The sequence below is a fragment of the Spiroplasma endosymbiont of Clivina fossor genome (assembly GCF_964031115.1).
GTDB lineage: Bacteria > Bacillota_I > Bacilli_A > Mycoplasmatales > Nriv7 > Nriv7.
The window spans coordinates 427,943-449,374 of record NZ_OZ035006.1 but is presented as its reverse complement, the minus strand read 5'-3'; the positions used below and the strand labels follow the sequence as shown (position 1 = coordinate 449,374).

Annotated in this window: 26 protein-coding genes and 5 pseudogenes; 16 read left to right on the top strand and 15 right to left on the bottom strand. The window is 23.9% G+C overall.

Annotation, left to right across the window (positions count from 1 at the left end; genetic code table 4):
- Positions 1–15: 15 nt before the first annotated feature.
- Positions 16–483 (top strand): 50S ribosomal protein L7/L12, encoded by a 468-nt coding sequence (gene rplL / locus AAHM82_RS02880; RefSeq protein ID WP_342264489.1) that lies wholly within the window; start codon positions 16–18, stop codon positions 481–483.
- Between the two features lie 91 nt (positions 484–574).
- Here the strand turns inward: rplL and AAHM82_RS02875 are convergent.
- Positions 575–1,552, bottom strand: a pseudogene (locus AAHM82_RS02875) (IS256 family transposase); the annotation flags it as partial.
- Positions 1,553–1,599: 47 nt separating this feature from the next.
- Here AAHM82_RS02875 and AAHM82_RS12970 point away from each other — a divergent pair.
- The 7 genes and pseudogenes from AAHM82_RS12970 to AAHM82_RS02845 all read left to right on the top strand — a co-directional run bounded on the left by AAHM82_RS12970 (position 1,600) and on the right by AAHM82_RS02845 (position 6,090).
- On the top strand, positions 1,600–2,040 hold the full coding sequence (locus AAHM82_RS12970; protein WP_342263396.1) for a transposase family protein: 441 nt from the start codon (positions 1,600–1,602) through the stop codon (positions 2,038–2,040).
- The gene (locus tag AAHM82_RS12965) at positions 2,037–2,429 is read left to right on the top strand and encodes a transposase family protein (protein WP_342264845.1); all 393 of its coding nucleotides are present in this window, start codon (positions 2,037–2,039) and stop codon (positions 2,427–2,429) included. Before AAHM82_RS12970 ends, AAHM82_RS12965 begins: the two co-directional genes overlap by 4 nt.
- Before the next feature lie 171 nt (positions 2,430–2,600).
- Positions 2,601–3,536: pseudogene (locus tag AAHM82_RS02865) on the top strand (IS256 family transposase); the annotation flags it as partial.
- Positions 3,537–3,618: 82 nt separating this feature from the next.
- On the top strand, positions 3,619–3,846 hold the full coding sequence (locus AAHM82_RS02860; protein ID WP_342264488.1) for a hypothetical protein: 228 nt from the start codon (positions 3,619–3,621) through the stop codon (positions 3,844–3,846).
- Between the two features lie 334 nt (positions 3,847–4,180).
- The gene (locus AAHM82_RS02855; RefSeq protein WP_342264487.1) at positions 4,181–4,552 is read left to right on the top strand and encodes an IS1/IS1595 family N-terminal zinc-binding domain-containing protein; all 372 of its coding nucleotides are present in this window, start codon (positions 4,181–4,183) and stop codon (positions 4,550–4,552) included.
- Positions 4,474–5,142 (top strand): transposase, encoded by a 669-nt coding sequence (locus AAHM82_RS02850; protein ID WP_342264486.1) that lies wholly within the window; start codon positions 4,474–4,476, stop codon positions 5,140–5,142. Before AAHM82_RS02855 ends, AAHM82_RS02850 begins: the two co-directional genes overlap by 79 nt.
- Positions 5,143–5,280: 138 nt before the next feature.
- A complete protein-coding gene (locus AAHM82_RS02845) occupies positions 5,281–6,090 on the top strand; it encodes an IS1595 family transposase (protein WP_342264485.1) in 810 nt (269 codons plus the stop codon).
- 90 nt (positions 6,091–6,180) lie between these two features.
- Here AAHM82_RS02845 and AAHM82_RS02840 read toward each other — a convergent pair.
- Together AAHM82_RS02840 and AAHM82_RS02835 are read right to left on the bottom strand one after the other, a co-directional pair.
- Positions 6,181–7,095, bottom strand: a pseudogene (locus AAHM82_RS02840) (IS256 family transposase); the annotation flags it as partial.
- A 131-nt stretch (positions 7,096–7,226) separates the two neighbouring features.
- A complete protein-coding gene (locus AAHM82_RS02835; RefSeq protein ID WP_342264484.1) occupies positions 7,227–7,736 on the bottom strand; it encodes a hypothetical protein in 510 nt (169 codons plus the stop codon).
- A 181-nt stretch (positions 7,737–7,917) separates the two neighbouring features.
- On the opposite strand from AAHM82_RS02835, the gene AAHM82_RS02830 reads away from it, so the two are divergent.
- The 4 genes from AAHM82_RS02830 to AAHM82_RS02820 all read left to right on the top strand — a co-directional run bounded on the left by AAHM82_RS02830 (position 7,918) and on the right by AAHM82_RS02820 (position 10,346).
- Positions 7,918–8,088 (top strand): hypothetical protein, encoded by a 171-nt coding sequence (locus AAHM82_RS02830; protein WP_342263450.1) that lies wholly within the window; start codon positions 7,918–7,920, stop codon positions 8,086–8,088.
- Between the two features lie 43 nt (positions 8,089–8,131).
- Entirely contained in the window at positions 8,132–8,572 is a 441-nt protein-coding gene (locus AAHM82_RS12960) for a transposase family protein (protein WP_342263396.1), read from the top strand.
- A complete protein-coding gene (locus AAHM82_RS12955) occupies positions 8,569–8,961 on the top strand; it encodes a transposase family protein (RefSeq protein WP_342264845.1) in 393 nt (130 codons plus the stop codon). The genes AAHM82_RS12960 and AAHM82_RS12955 overlap by 4 nt, the downstream gene beginning before the upstream one ends.
- 425 nt (positions 8,962–9,386) lie before the next feature.
- A complete protein-coding gene (locus AAHM82_RS02820; protein WP_342264483.1) occupies positions 9,387–10,346 on the top strand; it encodes an IS1/IS1595 family N-terminal zinc-binding domain-containing protein in 960 nt (319 codons plus the stop codon).
- Positions 10,347–10,537: 191 nt separating this feature from the next.
- On the opposite strand, the gene AAHM82_RS02815 is transcribed toward AAHM82_RS02820, so the two are convergent.
- The 4 genes from AAHM82_RS02815 to AAHM82_RS12945 all read right to left on the bottom strand — a co-directional run bounded on the left by AAHM82_RS02815 (position 10,538) and on the right by AAHM82_RS12945 (position 12,438).
- Entirely contained in the window at positions 10,538–10,990 is a 453-nt protein-coding gene (locus tag AAHM82_RS02815) for an integrase core domain-containing protein (protein WP_342264900.1), read from the bottom strand.
- Between the two features lie 5 nt (positions 10,991–10,995).
- Complete coding sequence (locus AAHM82_RS02810) at positions 10,996–11,379, bottom strand: hypothetical protein (protein WP_342264482.1); 384 nt, start codon at positions 11,377–11,379, stop codon at positions 10,996–10,998.
- Positions 11,380–11,608: 229 nt separating this feature from the next.
- Positions 11,609–12,001: a transposase family protein gene (locus tag AAHM82_RS12950; RefSeq protein ID WP_342264845.1), complete on the bottom strand. Its 393-nt coding sequence runs from the start codon at positions 11,999–12,001 to the stop codon at positions 11,609–11,611.
- Complete coding sequence (locus AAHM82_RS12945) at positions 11,998–12,438, bottom strand: transposase family protein (protein ID WP_342263396.1); 441 nt, start codon at positions 12,436–12,438, stop codon at positions 11,998–12,000. The genes AAHM82_RS12950 and AAHM82_RS12945 overlap by 4 nt, the downstream gene beginning before the upstream one ends.
- A 572-nt stretch (positions 12,439–13,010) precedes the next feature.
- On the opposite strand from AAHM82_RS12945, the gene AAHM82_RS02795 reads away from it, so the two are divergent.
- Positions 13,011–13,667 carry a transposase gene (locus AAHM82_RS02795; protein ID WP_342264480.1) on the top strand — a complete coding sequence of 219 codons (657 nt, stop codon included), beginning with the start codon at positions 13,011–13,013 and terminating at the stop codon, positions 13,665–13,667.
- A gap of 99 nt (positions 13,668–13,766) precedes the next feature.
- On the opposite strand, the pseudogene AAHM82_RS02790 reads toward AAHM82_RS02795, so the two are convergent.
- Positions 13,767–13,985 (bottom strand): annotated as a pseudogene (locus AAHM82_RS02790) (IS256 family transposase); the annotation flags it as partial.
- Between the two features lie 360 nt (positions 13,986–14,345).
- On the opposite strand from AAHM82_RS02790, the gene AAHM82_RS02785 reads away from it, so the two are divergent.
- Entirely contained in the window at positions 14,346–14,510 is a 165-nt protein-coding gene (locus AAHM82_RS02785; protein ID WP_342264478.1) for a hypothetical protein, read from the top strand.
- Between the two features lie 152 nt (positions 14,511–14,662).
- On the opposite strand, the gene AAHM82_RS12940 is transcribed toward AAHM82_RS02785, so the two are convergent.
- Together AAHM82_RS12940 and AAHM82_RS12935 are read right to left on the bottom strand one after the other, a co-directional pair.
- Positions 14,663–15,055 (bottom strand): transposase family protein, encoded by a 393-nt coding sequence (locus AAHM82_RS12940; RefSeq protein ID WP_342264845.1) that lies wholly within the window; start codon positions 15,053–15,055, stop codon positions 14,663–14,665.
- Positions 15,052–15,492: a transposase family protein gene (locus AAHM82_RS12935; protein WP_342263396.1), complete on the bottom strand. Its 441-nt coding sequence runs from the start codon at positions 15,490–15,492 to the stop codon at positions 15,052–15,054. Before AAHM82_RS12935 ends, AAHM82_RS12940 begins: the two co-directional genes overlap by 4 nt.
- 267 nt (positions 15,493–15,759) lie before the next feature.
- On the opposite strand from AAHM82_RS12935, the gene AAHM82_RS02775 reads away from it, so the two are divergent.
- Complete coding sequence (locus tag AAHM82_RS02775) at positions 15,760–16,719, top strand: IS1/IS1595 family N-terminal zinc-binding domain-containing protein (RefSeq protein ID WP_342264053.1); 960 nt, start codon at positions 15,760–15,762, stop codon at positions 16,717–16,719.
- Positions 16,720–16,818: 99 nt separating this feature from the next.
- On the opposite strand, the pseudogene AAHM82_RS12930 reads toward AAHM82_RS02775, so the two are convergent.
- The 3 genes and pseudogenes from AAHM82_RS12930 to AAHM82_RS02765 all read right to left on the bottom strand — a co-directional run.
- Positions 16,819–17,061: pseudogene (locus AAHM82_RS12930) on the bottom strand (hypothetical protein); the annotation flags it as partial.
- Positions 17,062–17,392: 331 nt separating this feature from the next.
- Positions 17,393–17,569, bottom strand: a complete 177-nt coding sequence (locus AAHM82_RS02770) for a hypothetical protein (RefSeq protein ID WP_342264477.1) — start codon at positions 17,567–17,569, stop codon at positions 17,393–17,395.
- A gap of 186 nt (positions 17,570–17,755) precedes the next feature.
- Positions 17,756–19,186 (bottom strand): NADP-dependent glyceraldehyde-3-phosphate dehydrogenase, encoded by a 1,431-nt coding sequence (locus AAHM82_RS02765; protein WP_425288992.1) that lies wholly within the window; start codon positions 19,184–19,186, stop codon positions 17,756–17,758.
- 307 nt (positions 19,187–19,493) lie between these two features.
- Here AAHM82_RS02765 and AAHM82_RS02760 point away from each other — a divergent pair, with 307 nt between their 5' ends.
- The gene (locus tag AAHM82_RS02760; RefSeq protein WP_342264475.1) at positions 19,494–19,976 is read left to right on the top strand and encodes an IS1/IS1595 family N-terminal zinc-binding domain-containing protein; all 483 of its coding nucleotides are present in this window, start codon (positions 19,494–19,496) and stop codon (positions 19,974–19,976) included.
- A 169-nt stretch (positions 19,977–20,145) separates the two neighbouring features.
- On the opposite strand, the gene AAHM82_RS12925 is transcribed toward AAHM82_RS02760, so the two are convergent.
- Together AAHM82_RS12925 and AAHM82_RS12920 are read right to left on the bottom strand one after the other, a co-directional pair.
- The gene (locus tag AAHM82_RS12925; RefSeq protein ID WP_342264845.1) at positions 20,146–20,538 is read right to left on the bottom strand and encodes a transposase family protein; all 393 of its coding nucleotides are present in this window, start codon (positions 20,536–20,538) and stop codon (positions 20,146–20,148) included.
- A complete protein-coding gene (locus tag AAHM82_RS12920) occupies positions 20,535–20,975 on the bottom strand; it encodes a transposase family protein (RefSeq protein WP_342263396.1) in 441 nt (146 codons plus the stop codon). The genes AAHM82_RS12925 and AAHM82_RS12920 overlap by 4 nt, the downstream gene beginning before the upstream one ends.
- Between the last annotated feature and the right edge of the window lie 457 nt (positions 20,976–21,432).

Here is a 21,432-nt window from a genome sequence, read left to right as displayed (position 1 = left end):
GGAGAGAATTATATTATGGCAGAAAATAATCCAATAAAAAAAGATACCCAAGAAGAAATAGAAAATAAAATTAACGAAGAAAAAACTGATAGTGTTAAAAAAGGTAATAAAATAACAAAACAAGATATTATCGCTTCGCTAGCAGAGATGAAATTAATTGAACTAAATGAATTAGTAAAAGCAATTGAAGAACATTTTAATGTTACTGCTAGTGCACCAGTGATGATGCAAGCAGCTTCACAGGGTGATGGTAATGTTGCACCGACAGAGGAGGAGGAGGTAAATGTTATTTTAACTAAACTTGGTGATTCTAAAATTGCAGTTATTAAAGCAGTAGCAGAGATTACCGAAAAACCTTTAATGGAAGCTAAAAAATTAGTTGAAGGTGAAAATCCAGTAATTAAAGAAAAAGTTAAACCAGAAGAAGCCGAAAAAATTAAGGAAAAACTTGTTGCTGCTGGTGCTGGGGTTGAAATTAAATAAATTTTAAAAATAACTAAGAAAGTATTTACATTTTATATTAGGATATGTTAGTATAAAGGGGGACTGTACAATTAACTGTGTCTTTAAGTAATTAACTTAAATTCACTCTGTCTTCAAATTTTATCATTAAATGTGAAATTGCACTACCCCAATTTTGAATTGGCATCGTTCATTTCTTAACCATATTTTGAAATGCTAAATAAAATATTTTAAAAACTGATGCGTCATTAGGAAAAATCTTTTTATTCTTAATGACTTTTCTTAATTGACTATTAACAGATTCAATCGCATTAGTTGTGTAAATAATTCTTCTAAATTCTTGAGGATATTCAAGAAAAATTATTAAATTATTTCAGTTATTTTTTCATGATTTAGTAATTTGTGGATACTTTTTATTTCATTTTTCTGAAAAATGATCTAAAGCAATTAACGCTATTTCTTCATTAATTGCTGTATAAATTGATTTTAAATCATTAGCTACAAGTTTGCGATTTTTGTAAGGAACAAATTTTAAACTATTGCGAATTTGATGAACAATGCATAATTGATGCTGTGTTTTTGGGAAAACAGCTTCTATTGCATCAGACATCCCAGTTAAATTATCACTACAAGCAACAAGAATATCTTGTAAGCCACGATTTTTCATTTCCGTAAGATTATTAAGTCAAAATTTGGCGCCCTCATTCTCGCTAATTCACATTCCTAAAATATCTTTTAAACCATCTAAATTAATTCCTAAGGCAAGATAAACTGCTTTATTTATTATTCGTTTATCTTGCTTTACTTTAACAACAATACAATCAAAATAAACAATCGGATAAATCTTCTCTAAAGGTTTAGTTTGTCACATTTTAACTTCTTCAATAACATCATCAGTTATTTGACTAATTAAACTTTCTGAAATTTCTGCTCCGTGATAGAATTCTTGCAATTGTGCTTTGATATCAGAAATTGTCATTCCTCTTGCATATAAAGAAATTACTTTTTGATCAAAGTTATCAAATCTTCTTTGTCTTTTCGGAATAATTACTGGTTCAAAAGTACTATTTCGATCTCTTGCAAAATTAATTTAAAATATAATTGAATTGTTGTTTTTAATAAAAAGGTGGAATTTAAATGAAATTTAAAAAAAATAATCAAATAAGTGATAAAAATTTTTTAAGATTAACTGGTATTAAACATACTACTTTTAATAAAATGCTAGAAATTTTAAAAATAGAAGAATTAAAAAAGAGATTTCGTCGCGGAAGAACCAATAAATTATCATTAGAAAATCGTATTTTAATGACTTTAGAATATTGAAGAGAATATAGAACTTATTTTCATATTGCAAAAAGTTATGATATTAGTGAAAGTAGTTGTTATAGAAATATCAAATGAATTGAAGACACTTTAATAAAACACCCTAATTTTCAACAACTTACTGGTCAAAAATCACTATTAAAAGATTATTTCAAAGATAAGACTGTTATAATTGATGTAACTGAAAGCCAAATCCAACGCCCAAAAAAAGACAAAAACAGCACTACTCAGGAAAAAAGAAAAAACACACAATAAAAACACAAGTTATAATTGAAAAAGATAGTAAAAAAATTATTAGTTCTGATTTTTCTTATGGTAAAAACCATGACTTTAAAATTTTAAAAGATTCAAAAATTAAATTTTTACCAGAAACAACTGTTTTAGTAGATTTAGGTTATCAAGGCATACAAAAAATTAATCATAATGTTTTAATTCCTAAAAGAAAATCAAAGAAAAACCCTTTAAATAAAGAAGAAAAGCAAAATAATGAGCGAATTTCAAAAATGAGAATTGTTATTGAAAATGTTTTTGCTATACTTAAAAAATTTAAAATTATTAGTGAAAAATATCGAAATCGTAGAAAAAGATTTGCTTTAAGATTTAATTTAATAGCTTCAATTTATAATTTACAACTATTAGTTTAAATATATTTGATAATTTAAAATTTCAGTCTTTTTTTATTGTAAATAATAATTTTTATTATGTTTTAATGACAAAATATTTGTAAAAATAATCTAAAAATTATTTTAATAACACTTTTATATTTATTTTAAATTTAAAAATTATAATTATCATATTAATTTTGCAAGAAGTCTATTATTCCGAAAAGACAAAGAAGATTTGATAACTTTGATCAAAAAGTAATTTCTTTATATGCAAGAGGAATGACAATTTCTGATATCAAAGCACAATTGCAAGAATTCTATCACGGAGCAGAAATTTCAGAAAGTTTAATTAGTCAAATAACTGATGATGTTATTGAAGAAGTTAAAATGTGACAAACTAAACCTTTAGAGAAGATTTATCCGATTGTTTATTTTGATTGTATTGTTGTTAAAGTAAAGCAAGATAAACGAATAATAAATAAAGCAGTTTATCTTGCCTTAGGAATTAATTTAGATGGTTTAAAAGATATTTTAGGAATGTGAATTAGCGAGAATGAGGGCGCCAAATTTTGACTTAATAATCTTACGGAAATGAAAAATCGTGGCTTACAAGATATTCTTGTTGCTTGTAGCGATAATTTAACTGGAATGTCTGATGCAATAGAAGCTGTGTTCCCAAAAACACAGCACCAATTATGCATTGTTCATCAAATTCGTAATAGTTTAAAATTTGTCCCTTACAAAGATCGCAAACTTGTAGCTAATGATTTAAAATCAATTTATACAGCAATTAATGAAGAAATAGCGCTAGTTGCTTTAGATCATTTTTCTGAAAAATGAAATAAAAAGTATCCACAAATTACTAAATCATGAAAAAATAACTGAAATAATTTAATAATTTTTCTTGAATATCCTCAAGAATTTAGAAGGATTATTTACACAACTAATGCGATTGAATCTGTTAATAGTCAACTAAGAAAAGTCATTAAGAATAAAAAGATTTTTCCTAATGACGCATCAGTTTTTAAAATATTTTATTTAGCATTTCAAAATATGGTTAAGAAATGAACGATGCCAATTCAAAATTGGGGTAGTGCAATTTCACATTTAATGATAAAATTTGAGGACAGAGTGAATTTAAGTTAATTACTTAAAGACACAGTTAATTGTACAGTCCCAAGAATTTCACCTTGACCCATTCGCAACTAATACTAAATGCTGTATTCAAATGGCAATTGATAATAATAACAATATTTATGTTAAATCCACAAACACCAAACGTTTACAAAAACAATGAGTTATTGAAAATATGAACAAAGAATTAATTAACGAAAATTCAATTATTACTTCTGATATGCAAAAATTATATTTTTTAGTAGCAAAACAAACAAATTCTACTTTATGTGTAACTAAAACAACAATTAATCCTGAAGCTAGTTATCGTAACTTAAAATAAAATCAGTAAATTACAATCTAGTCTTAAAGAAGCCTTAATTCATTATCATGGTTTAGGTTTTACTAATATTCAAAATTATTTAAATCTCTGAAAATGAAAATACCAACATAAGGGTTTAACTCCAAACCAACAAACAGCGGTATTATATTTTAATGTATAAAAAAGTTAAAGTAAAAATAGTAATTTTACATAAAAGCCTTTTAAAATTATCAAGTTGATGATTTTTTTTTTATTTTATCAAGAGTTTTCGACAAAATTAAAAGAAAACTCTGATATTTATTGAATATACTTAATTTTAGGTATATTTTTAATATGATAGAGGCGGATAATAATTATGGAAAAAATAATTCAAGAACTAGTAAATACTTTAACAGATGATCAATTTTTAGAATTTTATGAAAAAGTCAAACAACAAGCAGAATTAATAAAAAAACAAAAACGTTTAAATGAAATTGATCAAAAATTTAGAGCACAAGGTATTAAATGCCCTAAATGTGAATCTTACCATTGCGTTAAAAATGGACATAATTCAGAAGGAAAACAAAAATATTTATGTAAAAATTGCCGTGCAAGTTTTGACGCTTTTCGTAATCATTTTATTTATTGAAGTCATTTAAATTATGAACAATGAAATTTATTGATTCAAATTTCATTGCTGTGGGGCAACCTAGTAAAACAATTTCTCGTTTTATTAAAACTACATTAAAAACTGCTTGATATAATCGTCAAAAATTAATGAAATCAAAACAATTAGAAAATACCCAATTAAAATTTAAAAAATTATCTGGTAAAATCCAAATCGATGAAACATTTATTAAAGAAATCCATAAAGGAAATTTCAAATATAAAACTGATCCACGAAGAATTCACCTTGACCCATTCGCAACTAATACTAAATGCTGTATTCAAATGGCAATTGATAATAATAACAATATTTATGTTAAATCCACAAACACCAAACGTTTACAAAAACAATGAGTTATTGAAAATATGAACAAAGAATTAATTAACGAAAATTCAATTATTACTTCCGATATGCAAAAATTATATTTTTTAGTAGCAAAACAAACAAATTCTACTTTATGTGTAACTAAAACAACAATTAATCCTGAAGCTAGTTATCGTAACTTAAATAAAATCAGTAAATTACAATCTAGTCTTAAAGAAGCCTTAATTTATTATCATGGTTTAGGTTTTACTAATATTCAAAATTATTTAAATCTCTGAAAATGAAAATACCAACATAAGGGTTTAACTCCAAACCAACAAACAGCGGTATTATATTTTAATGTATAAAAAAGTTAAAGTAAAAATAGTAATTTTACATAAAAGCCTTTTAAAATTATCAAGTTGATGATTTTTTTTATTTTATCAAGAGTTTTCGACAAAATTAAAAGCAATTATTGATAATAAATTTAAAAAGAAGGGTATAATTTGTCTCCTGATTGTAAATCCTTTAAATGTGTAAAAAATGGGTTTAAAAATGATAAACAAAGATATTTATGTAAAAATTGCAAAAGTAGTTTTGATGCGTTTAGAAATCATTTTACTTATCGTAGTAAACTTTCTTATGAACAATGAGATTTATTAATTAAAATTGCTATGTTAGGACAATCTTCAAGAATAATTGCTAATTTTATCAACACTTCAACACTTTCAGCATGATTTAATCGTCAAAAATTAATGAAATCAAAACAATTAGCAAAAACTCAAAAATCTTTTAAGAAACTTAGTGGCATCATTGAAATTGATGAAACTTTTATTAAAGAAATTCATAAAGGAAATTTTAAATCCAAAGATGACCCAAGAAAACTCTATATTGAACCTAATGCTAAAAATACAAAATGTTGTATTCAAGTAGCTATTGATGAAAACCTTAATATTTATGCACAAGTTACCAATACTAAAAGACTAAAACGAAAATGGGTTGAAGATAATTTAACTAACAAACTTATTAAAGAAAATTCGCTTTTAAAAACAGATATGCACCCCTTGTATGATTTAGTTGCAATACAAACTAAATGTAAGTTAAAACAAGTTAAACATAATGCTTCTAAAAAAGCTAGTTATTATAATTTAAAAAATGTTAGCAAAGTTCAATCCAGTATAAAAGAATTTCTCACTCATTATCATGGCATTGGGTTTACTAACATTCAAGATTATCTCAACTTATGAAAATGAAAATATCAACATTATGGTTTAAATCCTTATCAACAATCAAGCTTATTGTATTTTAATTTATAACCATTAATTCTAAAATTTAATAAAATTAATTTTTAAAAGTCAGGTTGATGACTTTTTTATTTTATCAATACTTATCTATAAAATTTAAGAATTATTTCAGTTATTTTTTCATGATTTAGTAATTTGTGGATACTTTTTATTTCATTTTTCAGAAAAATGATCTAAAGCAACTAGCGCTATTTCTTCATTAATTGCTGTATAAATTGATTTTAAATCATTAGCTACAAGTTTGCGATCTTTGTAAGGGACAAATTTTAAACTATTACGAATTTGATGAACGATGCATAATTGGTGCTGTGTTTTTGGGAACACAGCTTCTATTGCATCAGACATTCCAGTTAAATTATCGCTACAAGCAACAAGAATATCTTGTAAGCCACGATTTTTCATTTCCGTAAGCACATTAATATTAAGTCAAAATTTGGCTCCCTCATTCTCGCTAATTCACATTCCTAAAATATCTTTTAAACCATCTAAATTAATTCCTAAGGCAAGATAAACTGCTTTATTTATTATTCGTTTATCTTGCTTTACTTTAACAACAATACAATCAAAATAAACAATCGGATAAATCTTCTCTAAAGGTTTAGTTTGTCACATTTTAACTTCTTCAATAACATCATCAGTTATTTGACTAATTAAACTTTCTGAAATTTCTGCTCCGTGATAGAATTCTTGCAATTGTGCTTTGATATCAGAAATTGTCATTCCTCTTGCATATAAAGAAATTACTTTTTGATCAAAGTTATCAAATCTTCTTTGTCTTTTCGGAATAATTACTGGTTCAAAAGTACTATTTCGATCTCTTGGTACATCAATTGCGATTGAACCATTTTTAGTAATAATGGTTTTTTGTGTGTTGCCATTTCTTTTATTATGATTCTCATCAGTTTCAAGATGATCTTTAATTTCCGTATTTAACATTCGTTCAGTTAATTTTTTGGTAAATTCCTGAAAAATAGTATTGCCTTTAAATAAATCTTGTGGATTATCAATATTTTCTAAAAAATAATCAACAACTTTATCAATTGCATCAGGTTCTTTTTTTTGTCATTTTCTGTTCTCCTTCGTTTAAGTATAATTCAGAATGAATTATCGAGACACAGAATTTTGGACAGGCCCTAAATTTTTAGTTATTACGGATTTTCAATTTCAATTTCAAAATCATTTGTATTTCTTAATATGTAATCTATTTTATTATTATCATAAGCAGGACTAATATTTCCTAAACTATCATATTTGCAGTCATCTAAATTTGTACCTTGTGCTTTAATTGTTATTTTTTTATTAATTACTCATGTATTTCGCATGGCGGTTTCTTGACCGTCTGTATTTATTAGTTGTCTAATCTTATCTTGTTTGCTCTGATTATTTTGTAATTTTTGTGTAAATAAGAAACTAAGGTTTTCTAAATTTCTTAATTCTGGTAATTTTTCATTTAGATTGTTATTATCTATTTTATTTATTTGAACTTGTGTAATATTATTTGTTGAATTCGAAATTCAAAACCTCACTTTTTCTAGATTTCTGATTTCAAAATTATAAATTTTATTCTTTTGTTCTATTAATTCATTTGGTTTTTTAGAACATCCAATCGTTGGTAATATTGTTAATCCCAAAAGAGCTATTTTATTTAAAATTTTCATTATTTTAATTCCTTTATTACTTTATTTTTTCGATATATATATATATATATATATATCATTTTACATGAAAATCCTTAAAATCGTTAGAAAAATGGTTTTAATTTTGTCGAAAACTCTTGATATTTATTGAATATACTTAATTTTAGGTATATTTTTAATATGATAGAGGTGGATAATAATTATGGAAAAAATAATTCAAGAACTAGTAAATACTTTAACAGATGATCAATTTTTAGAATTTTATGAAAAAGTCAAACAACAAGCAGAATTAATAAAAAAACAAAAACGTTTAAATGAAATTGATCAAAAATTTAGAGCGCAAGGTATTAGACTTCTTGCAAAATTAATTTAAAATATAATTGAATTGTTGTTTTTAATAAAAAGGTGGAATTTAAATGAAATTTAAAAAAAATAATCAAATAAGTGATAAAAATTTTTTAAGATTAACTGGTATTAAACATACTACTTTTAATAAAATGCTAGAAATTTTAAAAATAGAAGAATTAAAAAAGAGATTTCGTCGCGGAAGAACCAATAAATTATCATTAGAAAATCGTATTTTAATGACTTTAGAATATTGAAGAGAATATAGAACTTATTTTCATATTGCAAAAAGTTATGATATTAGTGAAAGTAGTTGTTATAGAAATATCAAATGAATTGAAGACACTTTAATAAAACACCCTAATTTTCAACAACTTACTGGTCAAAAATCACTATTAAAAGATTATTTCAAAGATAAGACTGTTATAATTGATGTAACTGAAAGCCAAATCCAACGCCCAAAAAAAGACAAAAACAGCACTACTCAGGAAAAAAGAAAAAACACACAATAAAAACACAAGTTATAATTGAAAAAGATAGTAAAAAAATTATTAGTTCTGATTTTTCTTATGGTAAAAACCATGACTTTAAAATTTTAAAAGATTCAAAAATTAAATTTTTACCAGAAACAACTGTTTTAGTGGATTTAGGTTATCAAGGCATACAAAAAATTAATCATAATGTTTTAATTCCTAAAAGAAAATCAAAGAAAAACCCTTTAAATAAAGAAGAAAAGCAAAATAATGAGCGAATTTCAAAAATGAGAATTGTTATTGAAAATGTTTTTGCTATACTTAAAAAATTTAAAATTATTAGTGAAAAATATCGAAATCGTAGAAAAAGATTTGCTTTAAGATTTAATTTAATAGCTTCAATTTATAATTTACAACTATTAGTTTAAATATATTTGATAATTTAAAATTTCAGTCTTTTTTTATTGTAAATAATAATTTTTATTATGTTTTAATGACAAAATATTTGTAAAAATAATCTAAAAATTATTTTAATAACACTTTTATATTTATTTTAAATTTAAAAATTATAATTATCATATTAATTTTGCAAGAAGTCTAATTTATAATTTACAACTATTAGTTTAAATATATTTGATAATTTAAAATTTCAGTCTTTTTTTATTGTAAATAATAATTTTTATTATGTTTTAATGACAAAATATTTGTAAAAATAATCTAAAAATTATTTTAATAACACTTTTATATTTATTTTAAATTTAAAAATTATAATTATCATATTAATTTTGCAAGAAGTCTATTGAATATACTTAATTTTAGGTATATTTTAATATGATAGAGGTGGATAATAATTATGGAAAAAATAATTCAAGAACTAGTAAATACTTTAACAGATGATCAATTTTTAGAATTTTATGAAAAAGTCAAACAACAAGCAGAATTAATAAAAAAACAAAAACGGTTAAATGAAATTGATCAAAAATTTAGATCGCAAGGTATTAAATGCCCTAAATGTGAATCTTACCATTGCGTTAAAAATGGACATAATTCAGAAGGAAAACAAAAATATTTATGTAAAAATTGCCGTGCAAGTTTTGACGCTTTTCGTAATCATTTTATTTATTGAAGTCATTTAAATTATGAACAATGAAATTTATTGATTCAAATTTCATTGCTGGGGCAATCTAGTAAAACAATTTCTCGTTTTATTAAAACTACATTAAAAACTGCTTGATATAATCGTCAAAAATTAATGAAATCAAAACAATTAGAAAATATCCAATTAAAATTTAAAAAATTATCTGGTAAAATTCAAATCGATGAAACATTTATTAAAGAAATCCATAAAGGAAATTTCAAATATAAAACTGATCCACGAAGAATTCACCTTGACCCATTCGCAACTAATACTAAATGCTGTATTCAAATGGCAATTGATAATAATAACAATATTTATGTTAAATCCACAAACACCAAACGTTTACAAAAACAATGAGTTATTGAAAATATGAACAAAGAATTAATTAACGAAAATTCAATTATTACTTCTGATATGCAAAAATTATATTTTTTAGTAGCAAAACAAACAAATTCTACTTTATGTGTAACTAAAACAACAATTAATCCTGAAGCTAGTTATCGTAACTTAAATAAAATCAGTAAATTACAATCTAGTCTTAAAGAAGCCTTAATTCATTATCATGGTTTAGGTTTTACTAATATTCAAAATTATTTAAATCTCTGAAAATGAAAATACCAACATAAGGGTTTAACTCCAAACCAACAAACAGCGGTATTATATTTTAATGTATAAAAAAGTTAAAGTAAAAATAGTAATTTTACATAAAAGCCTTTTAAAATTATCAAGTTGATGATTTTTTTTATTTTATCAAGAGTTTTCGACAAAATTAAAAAAAAATTAATTTTATTCACAATAAAAAATATTTAATTCAAAATTAACCAAATTAAAACATTTTTCACGAGTTTCTATTATTTTTTAAATAATTATTTTGCAATAATAAATTTATTTAAAGTTTCAAATGGAGTTTTGTAATTCAAGCTTTTATGTTTTCGTTTGAAATTATAAAATGTGTACCACTCATTCAAATGAATTTGTAATTGTTTAACATCAAATTTTATTTCAAAACCACATTTTTTAAACCAAAATAAACTATTATAATTACGGTGAAACCGTTCAATCTTTCCGTTGCTCTGAGGAGAACGGATTGGTGTGGTTTCATGGATAATTCCATTTTTTGAAAGAAAGGTTGTAAAAGGTCTTTCTTTTACTTTGTATGCTTTTTTATTACTTCAATTAGTAGTAGTGAATTCCGGAGCATTATCAGTGCGAATGCGTTTAATTGTTATGCCAAGTTCGCCAAAATCTTTCATTGCTCTTTGCATGGCATTAATGGCATTATTGGTTCCTAAACTATCATACACATATCCAAAAGCAATTCTTGTTATTTCGTCAATGAAATCATAAACATATAATCTATGCTTAGCACTAGGAAAATTTTATCAGTAAACACTTTAGCATCCATTTGCAGTAGTCCAATATCTGAAACTTCATAACGCTTAAAATGGCGTTTTGCTTTTTTCATTTGCGTTTTTATTTCTCCATAGCGTTTGTCTTGTTTAATTCAACGATAAAAAGTATTAATTGATTTGGGGACATTATTTGTATCTATATCATGCACATTTTTTTGATGAATATTATGATAAAGCGATAATACACCGCCCGCACCTACAAATTTGTAATCAAAGTAATAATCACAAATTTGTTTTCTGGTTTCTAATGAAAATTGATATTTAATATTTTTTGGTGTTGTTGATTTGAATTGCAATTCATAAAAGTTGTCTTGATAATAACCATTAATAATTTTTTTAGCTCAAATATAAAATAGACTTCTTGCAAAATTAATATGATAATTATAATTTTTAAATTTAAAATAAATATAAAAGTGTTATTAAAATAATTTTTAGATTATTTTTACAAATATTTTGTCATTAAAACATAATAAAAATTATTATTTACAATAAAAAAAGACTGAAATTTTAAATTATCAAATATATTTAAACTAATAGTTGTAAATTATAAATTGAAGCTATTAAATTAAATCTTAAAGCAAATCTTTTTCTACGATTTCGATATTTTTCACTAATAATTTTAAATTTTTTAAGTATAGCAAAAACATTTTCAATAACAATTCTCATTTTTGAAATTCGCTCATTATTTTGCTTTTCTTCTTTATTTAAAGGGTTTTTCTTTGATTTTCTTTTAGGAATTAAAACATTATGATTAATTTTTTGTATGCCTTGATAACCTAAATCCACTAAAACAGTTGTTTCTGGTAAAAATTTAATTTTTGAATCTTTTAAAATTTTAAAGTCATGGTTTTTACCATAAGAAAAATCAGAACTAATAATTTTTTTACTATCTTTTTCAATTATAACTTGTGTTTTTATTGTGTGTTTTTTCTTTTTTCCTGAGTAGTGCTGTTTTTGTCTTTTTTTGGGCGTTGGATTTGGCTTTCAGTTACATCAATTATAACAGTCTTATCTTTGAAATAATCTTTTAATAGTGATTTTTGACCAGTAAGTTGTTGAAAATTAGGGTGTTTTATTAAAGTGTCTTCAATTCATTTGATATTTCTATAACAACTACTTTCACTAATATCATAACTTTTTGCAATATGAAAATAAGTTCTATATTCTCTTCAATATTCTAAAGTCATTAAAATACGATTTTCTAATGATAATTTATTGGTTCTTCCGCGACGAAATCTCTTTTTTAATTCTTCTATTTTTAAAATTTCTAGCATTTTATTAAAAGTAGTATGTTTAATACCAGTTAATCTTAAAAAATTTTTATCACTTATTTGATTATTTTTTTTAAATTTCATTTAAATTCCACCTTTTTATTAAAAACAACAATTCAATTATATTTTAAATTAATTTTGCAAGAAGTCTAATGTCATTTTACTACCACGAAAATATTTTTTAATCAATTTATTTACAGATATGTTATCTGTATTATTCATATATAAGTTGATACATAAATTGAGATATTTACTTACTCATTTTTTTTTAATTTTGTCGAAAACTCTTGATATTTATTGAATATACTTAATTTTAGGTATATTTTAATATGATAGAGGTGGATAATAATTATGGAAAAAATAATTCAAGAACTAGTAAATACTTTAACAGATGATCAATTTTTAGAATTTTATGAAAAAGTCAAACAACAAGCAGAATTAATAAAAAAACAAAAACGGTTAAATGAAATTGATCAAAAATTTAGAGCGCACGGTATTTTAAATGCCCTAAATGTGAATCTTACCATTGCGTTAAAAATGGACATAATTCAGAAGGAAAACAAAAATATTTATGTAAAAATTGCCGTGCAAGTTTTGACGCTTTTCGTAATCATTTTATTTATTGAAGTCATTTAAATTATGAACAATGAAATTTATTGATTCAAATTTCATTGCTGGGGCAATCTAGTAAAACAATTTCTCGTTTTATTAAAACTACATTAAAAACTGCTTGATATAATCGTCAAAAATTAATGAAATCAAAACAATTAGAAAATACCCAATTAAAATTTAAAAAATTATCTGGTAAAATCCAAATCGATGAAACATTTATTAAAGAAATTCATAAAGGAAATTTCAAATATAAAACTGATCCACGAAGAATTCACCTTGACCCATTCGCAACTAATACTAAATGCTGTATTCAAATGGCAATTGATAATAATAACAATATTTATGTTAAATCCACAAACACCAAACGTTTACAAAAACAATGAGTTATTGAAAATATGAACAAAGAATTAATTAACGAAAATTCAATTATTACTTCTGATATGCAAAAATTATATTTTTTAGTAGCAAAACAAACAAATTCTACTTTATGTGTAACTAAAACAACAATTAATTCTGAAGCTAGTTATCGTAACTTAAATAAAATCAGTAAATTACAATCTAGTCTTAAAGAAGCCTTAATTCATTATCATGGTTTAGGTTTTACTAATATTCAAAATTATTTAAATCTCTGAAAATGAAAATACCAACATAAGGGTTTAACTCCAAACCAACAAACAGCGGTATTATATTTTAATGTATAAAAAAGTTAAAGTAAAAATAGTAATTTTACATAAAAGCCTTTTAAAATTATCAAGTTGATGATTTTTTTTATTTTATCAAGAGTTTTCGACAAAATTAAAAGTTTTTTGTGTGTTGCCATTTCTTTTATTATGATTCTCATCACTTTCAAGATGATCTTTAATTTCCGTATTTAACATTCGTTCAGTTAATTTTTTGGTAAATTCCTGAAAAATAGTATTGCCTTTAAATAAATCTTGTGGATTATCAATATTTTCTAAAAAATAATCAACAACTTTATCAATTGCGTCAGGTTCTTTTTTTATTTTTTTTTTTGTCATTTTCTGTTCTCCTTCTTTTAAGTATAATTCAGAATGAATTATCGAGACACAGAATTTTGGACAGGCTCGTAATTAACTAAAATTACTGGTTTTTATTCTGACAAAATATAAAAAATGAAAAAGTTGTTTAGTTATTCAAGGATGTTTGTTATCCTAAAAAGCCATCTTTCTTTGGGTAGTGGTTTATAGTTTTTAAAATATTGAACGATGCCAATTCAAAATTGAGGTAATGCAATTTCACATTTAATGATAAAATTTGAGAACAAAGCAGAGCAGAGTGAATTTAAGTTAATAGACTTCTTGCAAAATTAATTTAAAATATAATTGAATTGTTGTTTTTAATAAAAAGGTGGAATTTAAATGAAATTTAAAAAAAATAATCAAATAAGTGATAAAAATTTTTTAAGATTAACTGGTATTAAACATACTACTTTTAATAAAATGCTAGAAATTTTAAAAATAGAAGAATTAAAAAAGAGATTTCGTCGCGGAAGAACCAATAAATTAGACTTCTTGCAAAATTAATATGATAATTATAATTTTTAAATTTAAAATAAATATAAAAGTGTTATTAAAATAATTTTTAGATTATTTTTACAAATATTTTGTCATTAAAACATAATAAAAATTATTATTTACAATAAAAAAAGACTGAAATTTTAAATTATCAAATATATTTAAACTAATAGTTGTAAATTATAAATTGAAGCTATTAAATTAAATCTTAAAGCAAATCTTTTTCTACGATTTCGATATTTTTCACTAATAATTTTAAATTTTTTAAGTATAGCAAAAACATTTTCAATAACAATTCTCATTTTTGAAATTCGCTCATTATTTTGCTTTTCTTCTTTATTTAAAGGGTTTTTCTTTGATTTTCTTTTAGGAATTAAAACATTATGATTAATTTTTTGTATGCCTTGATAACCTAAATCCACTAAAACAGTTGTTTCTGGTAAAAATTTAATTTTTGAATCTTTTAAAATTTTAAAGTCATGGTTTTTACCATAAGAAAAATCAGAACTAATAATTTTTTTACTATCTTTTTCAATTATAACTTGTGTTTTTATTGTGTGTTTTTTCTTTTTTCCTGAGTAGTGCTGTTTTTGTCTTTTTTTGGGCGTTGGATTTGGCTTTCAGTTACATCAATTATAACAGTCTTATCTTTGAAATAATCTTTTAATAGTGATTTTTGACCAGTAAGTTGTTGAAAATTAGGGTGTTTTATTAAAGTGTCTTCAATTCATTTGATATTTCTATAACAACTACTTTCACTAATATCATAACTTTTTGCAATATGAAAATAAGTTCTATATTCTCTTCAATATTCTAAAGTCATTAAAATACGATTTTCTAATGATAATTTATTGGTTCTTCCGCGACGAAATCTCTTTTTTAATTCTTCTATTTTTAAAATTTCTAGCATTTTATTAAAAGTAGTATGTTTAATACCAGTTAATCTTAAAAAATTTTTATCACTTATTTGATTATTTTTTTTAAATTTCATTTAAATTCCACCTTTTTATTAAAAACAACAATTCAATTATATTTTAAATTAATTTTGCAAGAAGTCTAATGTCATTTTACTACCACGAAAATATTTTTTAATCAATTTATTTACAGATATGTTATCTGTATTATTCATATATAAGTTGATACATAAATTGAGATATTTACTTACTCATTTTTTTTTAATTTTGTCGAAAACTCTTGATATTTATTGAATATACTTAATTTTAGGTATATTTTAATATGATAGAGGTGGATAATAATTATGGAAAAAATAATTCAAGAACTAGTAAATACTTTAACAGATGATCAATTTTTAGAATTTTATGAAAAAGTCAAACAACAAGCAGAATTAATAAAAAAACAAAAACGGTTAAATGAAATTGATCAAAAATTTAGAGCGCACGGTATTAAATGCCCTAAATGTGAATCTTACCATTGCGTTAAAAATGGACATAATTCAGAAGGAAAACAAAAATATTTATGTAAAAATTGCCGTGCAAGTTTTGACGCTTTTCGTAATCATTTTATTTATTGAAGTCATTTAAATTATGAACAATGAAATTTATTGATTCAAATTTCATTGCTGGGGCAATCTAGTAAAACAATTTCTCGTTTTATTAAAACTACATTAAAAACTGCTTGATATAATCGTCAAAAATTAATGAAATCAAAACAATTAGAAAATACCCAATTAAAATTTAAAAAATTATCTGGTAAAATCCAAATCGATGAAACATTTATTAAAGAAATTCATAAAGGAAATTTCAAATATAAAACTGATCCACGAAGAATTCACCTTGACCCATTCGCAACTAATACTAAATGCTGTATTCAAATGGCAATTGATAATAATAACAATATTTATGTTAAATCCACAAACACCAAACGTTTACAAAAACAATGAGTTATTGAAAATATGAACAAAGAATTAATTAACGAAAATTCAATTATTACTTCTGATATGCAAAAATTATATTTTTTAGTAGCAAAACAAACAAATTCTACTTTATGTGTAACTAAAACAACAATTAATCCTGAAGCTAGTTATCGTAACTTAAATAAAATCAGTAAATTACAATCTAGTCTTAAAGAAGCCTTAATTCATTATCATGGTTTAGGTTTTACTAATATTCAAAATTATTTAAATCTCTGAAAATGAAAATACCAACATAAGGGTTTAACTCCAAACCAACAAACAGCGGTATTATATTTTAATGTATAAAAAAGTTAAAGTAAAAATAGTAATTTTACATAAAAGCCTTTTAAAATTATCAAGTTGATGATTTTTTTTATTTTATCAAGAGTTTTCGACAAAATTAAAAGTTTTTTGTGTGTTGCCATTTCTTTTATTATGATTCTCATCACTTTCAAGATGATCTTTAATTTCCGTATTTAACATTCGTTCAGTTAATTTTTTGGTAAATTCCTGAAAAATAGTATTGCCTTTAAATAAATCTTGTGGATTATCAATATTTTCTAAAAAATAATCAACAACTTTATCAATTGCGTCAGGTTCTTTTTTTATTTTTTTTTTGTCATTTTCTGTTCTCCTTCTTTTAAGTATAATTCAGAATGAATTATCGAGACACAGAATTTTGGACAGGCTCGTAATTAACTAAAATTACTGGTTTTTATTCTGACAAAATATAAAAAATGAAAAAGTTGTTTAGTTATTCAAGGATGTTTGTTATCCTAAAAAGCCATCTTTCTTTGGGTAGTGGTTTATAGTTTTTAAAATATTGAACGATGCCAATTCAAAATTGAGGTAATGCAATTTCACATTTAATGATAAAATTTGAGAACAAAGCAGAGCAGAGTGAATTTAAGTTAATTACTTAGAGACACAGTTAATTGTACAGTCCCCTTTATGGTTCATTAACTGATAATAAGCTGTGCTATTTAATACTTTCCATTGTTTTTAAATCTTCTTCAATAATGGTCATAGCAATTTTTTTATTATTTTTTTCTTCGGCAATATTATATTCAGAATTACAACTAACAATAATTAAAAGTGGTAGAACTAAAAACAAAAGTGGTGTAAAAACTTTTAATAATTGATAAATATTTTTCATATTTTTAGATTATCTTTTCTGATGTTAACTGTTAATAAAATACAATATAACTATCTGTTATTAAATTATGAAATATTTTACTATCAATAAGCAAGAGTTTTATCTAATTTTTATAAATTAAAAATCCAAAAAAAGTTAAGTAAATACTTAACTTTAAAAACAATATCATTATTAAATTTCTTGTTATTATTTTTCTGCCTTTCAGTTAAAAACAATGCCTTTATGTCGGGTCATTGATAATAATGCTTCACGAATCCCTTGTACGCCCATCCCTGAATCTTTAATTCCTAAAAAAGGTAAATAATCTGGTCCGCGTTGGGGAACATCATTAATGTTAATTGAACCAACATCTAATTGATTAGCAATTTTAACCGCCATATCAATATCATTAGTAAAAATTGATGCTTGCAAACCATATTTAGAACCATTTGCAAGCGTAATCGCTTCATCATCAATTGATGTTACTCTGATAATTGGCAACACCGGTCCAAATGGTTCAATCCAAGCAATATCCATATCTTTAGTAACATTATCAATAATTGTTGGATATCACAAATTATTTTTTCTAGTATTTCCTAAAACTAACGATGCCTTTTTTTCTAACGCGTCATCAACTAATTTTTGAAGAATATCGCTTGTTTTCATATCAATAATTGGGGTAATATCAGCATTATCATTCGGACTTCCAACTGTTAATTTTTCTGTTTCAACTTTAATTAAAGATACCAATTCATCAGCAATCGTATTATCAACTAAAACTCTTTTAATAGCAGTACATCTTTGACCTGAATAACTAAATGCTCCTTTAACAATTTTTTTAGCTGTCATTGCGAGATCACAGTCTTTAAGAACAATGGCTGGGTCTTTACCACCTAATTCCAAAATAATATCCACTTTGCTAGTAATCTTAGTAATATGTTTTCCTGTAACATCAGAACCAGTAAAAGAAATAACATTAATTGCTGGATGGGTTACTAAACTATCACCAATAACACTGCCCTTACCAGTAACAGCATTAATGACACCAGCAGGAAAATTAGCATCAAATGCTAACTTAGCTAAAAATAATCCTGTTAAAGAACTTTGTGAAGCTGGTTTAAAAACCACTGTATTTCCCATAATTAATGCCGGAATTATTTTTGCTAACGATAAATTAACAGGATAATTAAAAGGTGAAATTGCTAAAACAACTCCTTTAGCAACTCGCGAAAAAATTGCCAACTTATTTTTCACATTAAAAGCATCACCCGTATATGATTCAGGATAAATACGATATGCTTCATTAACAGTAAAATCAATATATTCAATTGTGCGATTAATTTCAGAAATAGCTGCTTTTTTACCTTTAGCAATTTCTAAGACCATCAAATTAGCAAGCGCATCAGTATTTTCAATAATTAACTGCTTTCATTGTTCAATAAACTTAATTCTTTCATTAATTAATAATCTTTCTCATTGCTTTTGAACATTCTTAGCTGCCAAAAACGCATCATTAATATTTTCTAACGAAAGAGCAGGAACACTACCAATTACTTCTAATGTGTTTGGACTCGTAATTTCAATAACATTTGTAGAAGAAAGCAACTTACCATTAATTAATGCTTGACCTTTTTCCATTTTATCACCTCTAAATATAATTATATCGTTTTTAAAATTAAAAACAGAAAAATTAATTTTTAATTTTGTCGAAAACTCTTGATATTTATTGAATATACTTAATTTTAGGTATATTTTTAATATGATAGAGGTGGATAATAATTATGGAAAAAATAATTCAAGAACTAGTAAATACTTTAACAGATGATCAATTTTTAGAATTTTATGAAAAAGTCAAACAACAAGCAGAATTAATAAAAAAAAAAAAACAAAAACGTTTAAATGAAATTGATCAAAAATTTAGAGCGCAAGATATTAAATGCCCTAAATGGAATCTTACCATTGCGTTAAAAATGGACATAATTCAGAAGGAAAACAAAAATATTTATGTAAAAATTGCCGTGCAAGTTTTGACGCTTTTCGTAATCATTTTATTTATTGAAGTCATTTAAATTATGAACAATGAAATTTATTGATTCAAATTTCATTGCTGGGGCAATCTAGTAAAACAATTTCTCGTTTTATTAAAACTACATTAAAAACTGCTTGATATAATCGTCAAAAATTAATGAAATCAAAACAATTAGAAAATACTCAATTAAAATTTAAAAAATTATCTGGTAAAATCCAAATCGATGAAACATTTATTAAAGAAATCCATAAAGGAAATTTCAAATATAAAACTGATCCACGAAGAATTCACCTTGACCCATTCGCAACTAATACTAAATGCTGTATTCAAATGGCAATTGATAATAATAACAATATTTATGTTAAATCCACAAACACCAAACGTTTACAAAAACAATAGACTTCTTGCAAAATTAATATGATAATTATAATTTTTAAATTTAAAATAAATATAAAAGTGTTATTAAAATAATTTTTAGATTATTTTTACAAATATTTTGTCATTAAAACATAATAAAAATTATTATTTACAATAAAAAAAGACTGAAATTTTAAATTATCAAATATATTTAAACTAATAGTTGTAAATTATAAATTGAAGCTATTAAATTAAATCTTAAAGCAAATCTTTTTCTACGATTTCGATATTTTTCACTAATAATTTTAAATTTTTTAAGTATAGCAAAAACATTTTCAATAACAATTCTCATTTTTGAAATTCGCTCATTATTTTGCTTTTCTTCTTTATTTAAAGGGTTTTTCTTTGATTTTCTTTTAGGAATTAAAACATTATGATTAATTTTTTGTATGCCTTGATAACCTAAATCCACTAAAACAGTTGTTTCTGGTAAAAATTTAATTTTTGAATCTTTTAAAATTTTAAAGTCATGGTTTTTACCATAAGAAAAATCAGAACTAATAATTTTTTTACTATCTTTTTCAATTATAACTTGTGTTTTTATTGTGTGTTTTTTCTTTTTTCCTGAGTAGTGCTGTTTTTGTCTTTTTTTGGGCGTTGGATTTGGCTTTCAGTTACATCAATTATAACAGTCTTATCTTTGAAATAATCTTTTAATAGTGATTTTTGACCAGTAAGTTGTTGAAAATTAGGGTGTTTTATTAAAGTGTCTTCAATTCATTTGATATTTCTATAACAACTACTTTCACTAATATCATAACTTTTTGCAATATGAAAATAAGTTCTATATTCTCTTCAATATTCTAAAGTCATTAAAATACGATTTTCTAATGATAATTTATTGGTTCTTCCGCGACGAAATCTCTTTTTTAATTCTTCTATTTTTAAAATTTCTAGCATTTTATTAAAAGTAGTATGTTTAATACCAGTTAATCTTAAAAAATTTTTATCACTTATTTGATTATTTTTTTTAAATTTCATTTAAATTCCACCTTTTTATTAAAAACAACAATTCAATTATATTTTAAATTAATTTTGCAAGAAGTCTATTGTCTGTTGTTAAATCAAAAGTAAGTAGCCCTATCATCATCTAAGTAATTGTTGTCATTATCTTTAATTTCTGTATTATAGTCAATGCCTTCAATTGCATTATTTACGCCATCAAGATTGTTAATTGCTTCATTAAGTCTTTTTTTAATTTTTTTATAACTTCAATTTTGGTTGCATTTGTAGGGTCGATTATTTCTGAATTTGGTAAAATAGTTGAAGTCTTATGATAAAAATAGCTCTCGTCTTTAAAGCCGTGATTTTTAATCGTAAATTCTTTGTAATAACCTTTTTCTAAAGTGTCAATGAAATTAAATACTGGTGTTCAATAGAGATAAGAGTAATTAAATTTATCAAAATCGCCACGCGGTGAATCATTAAATAGTCAAGG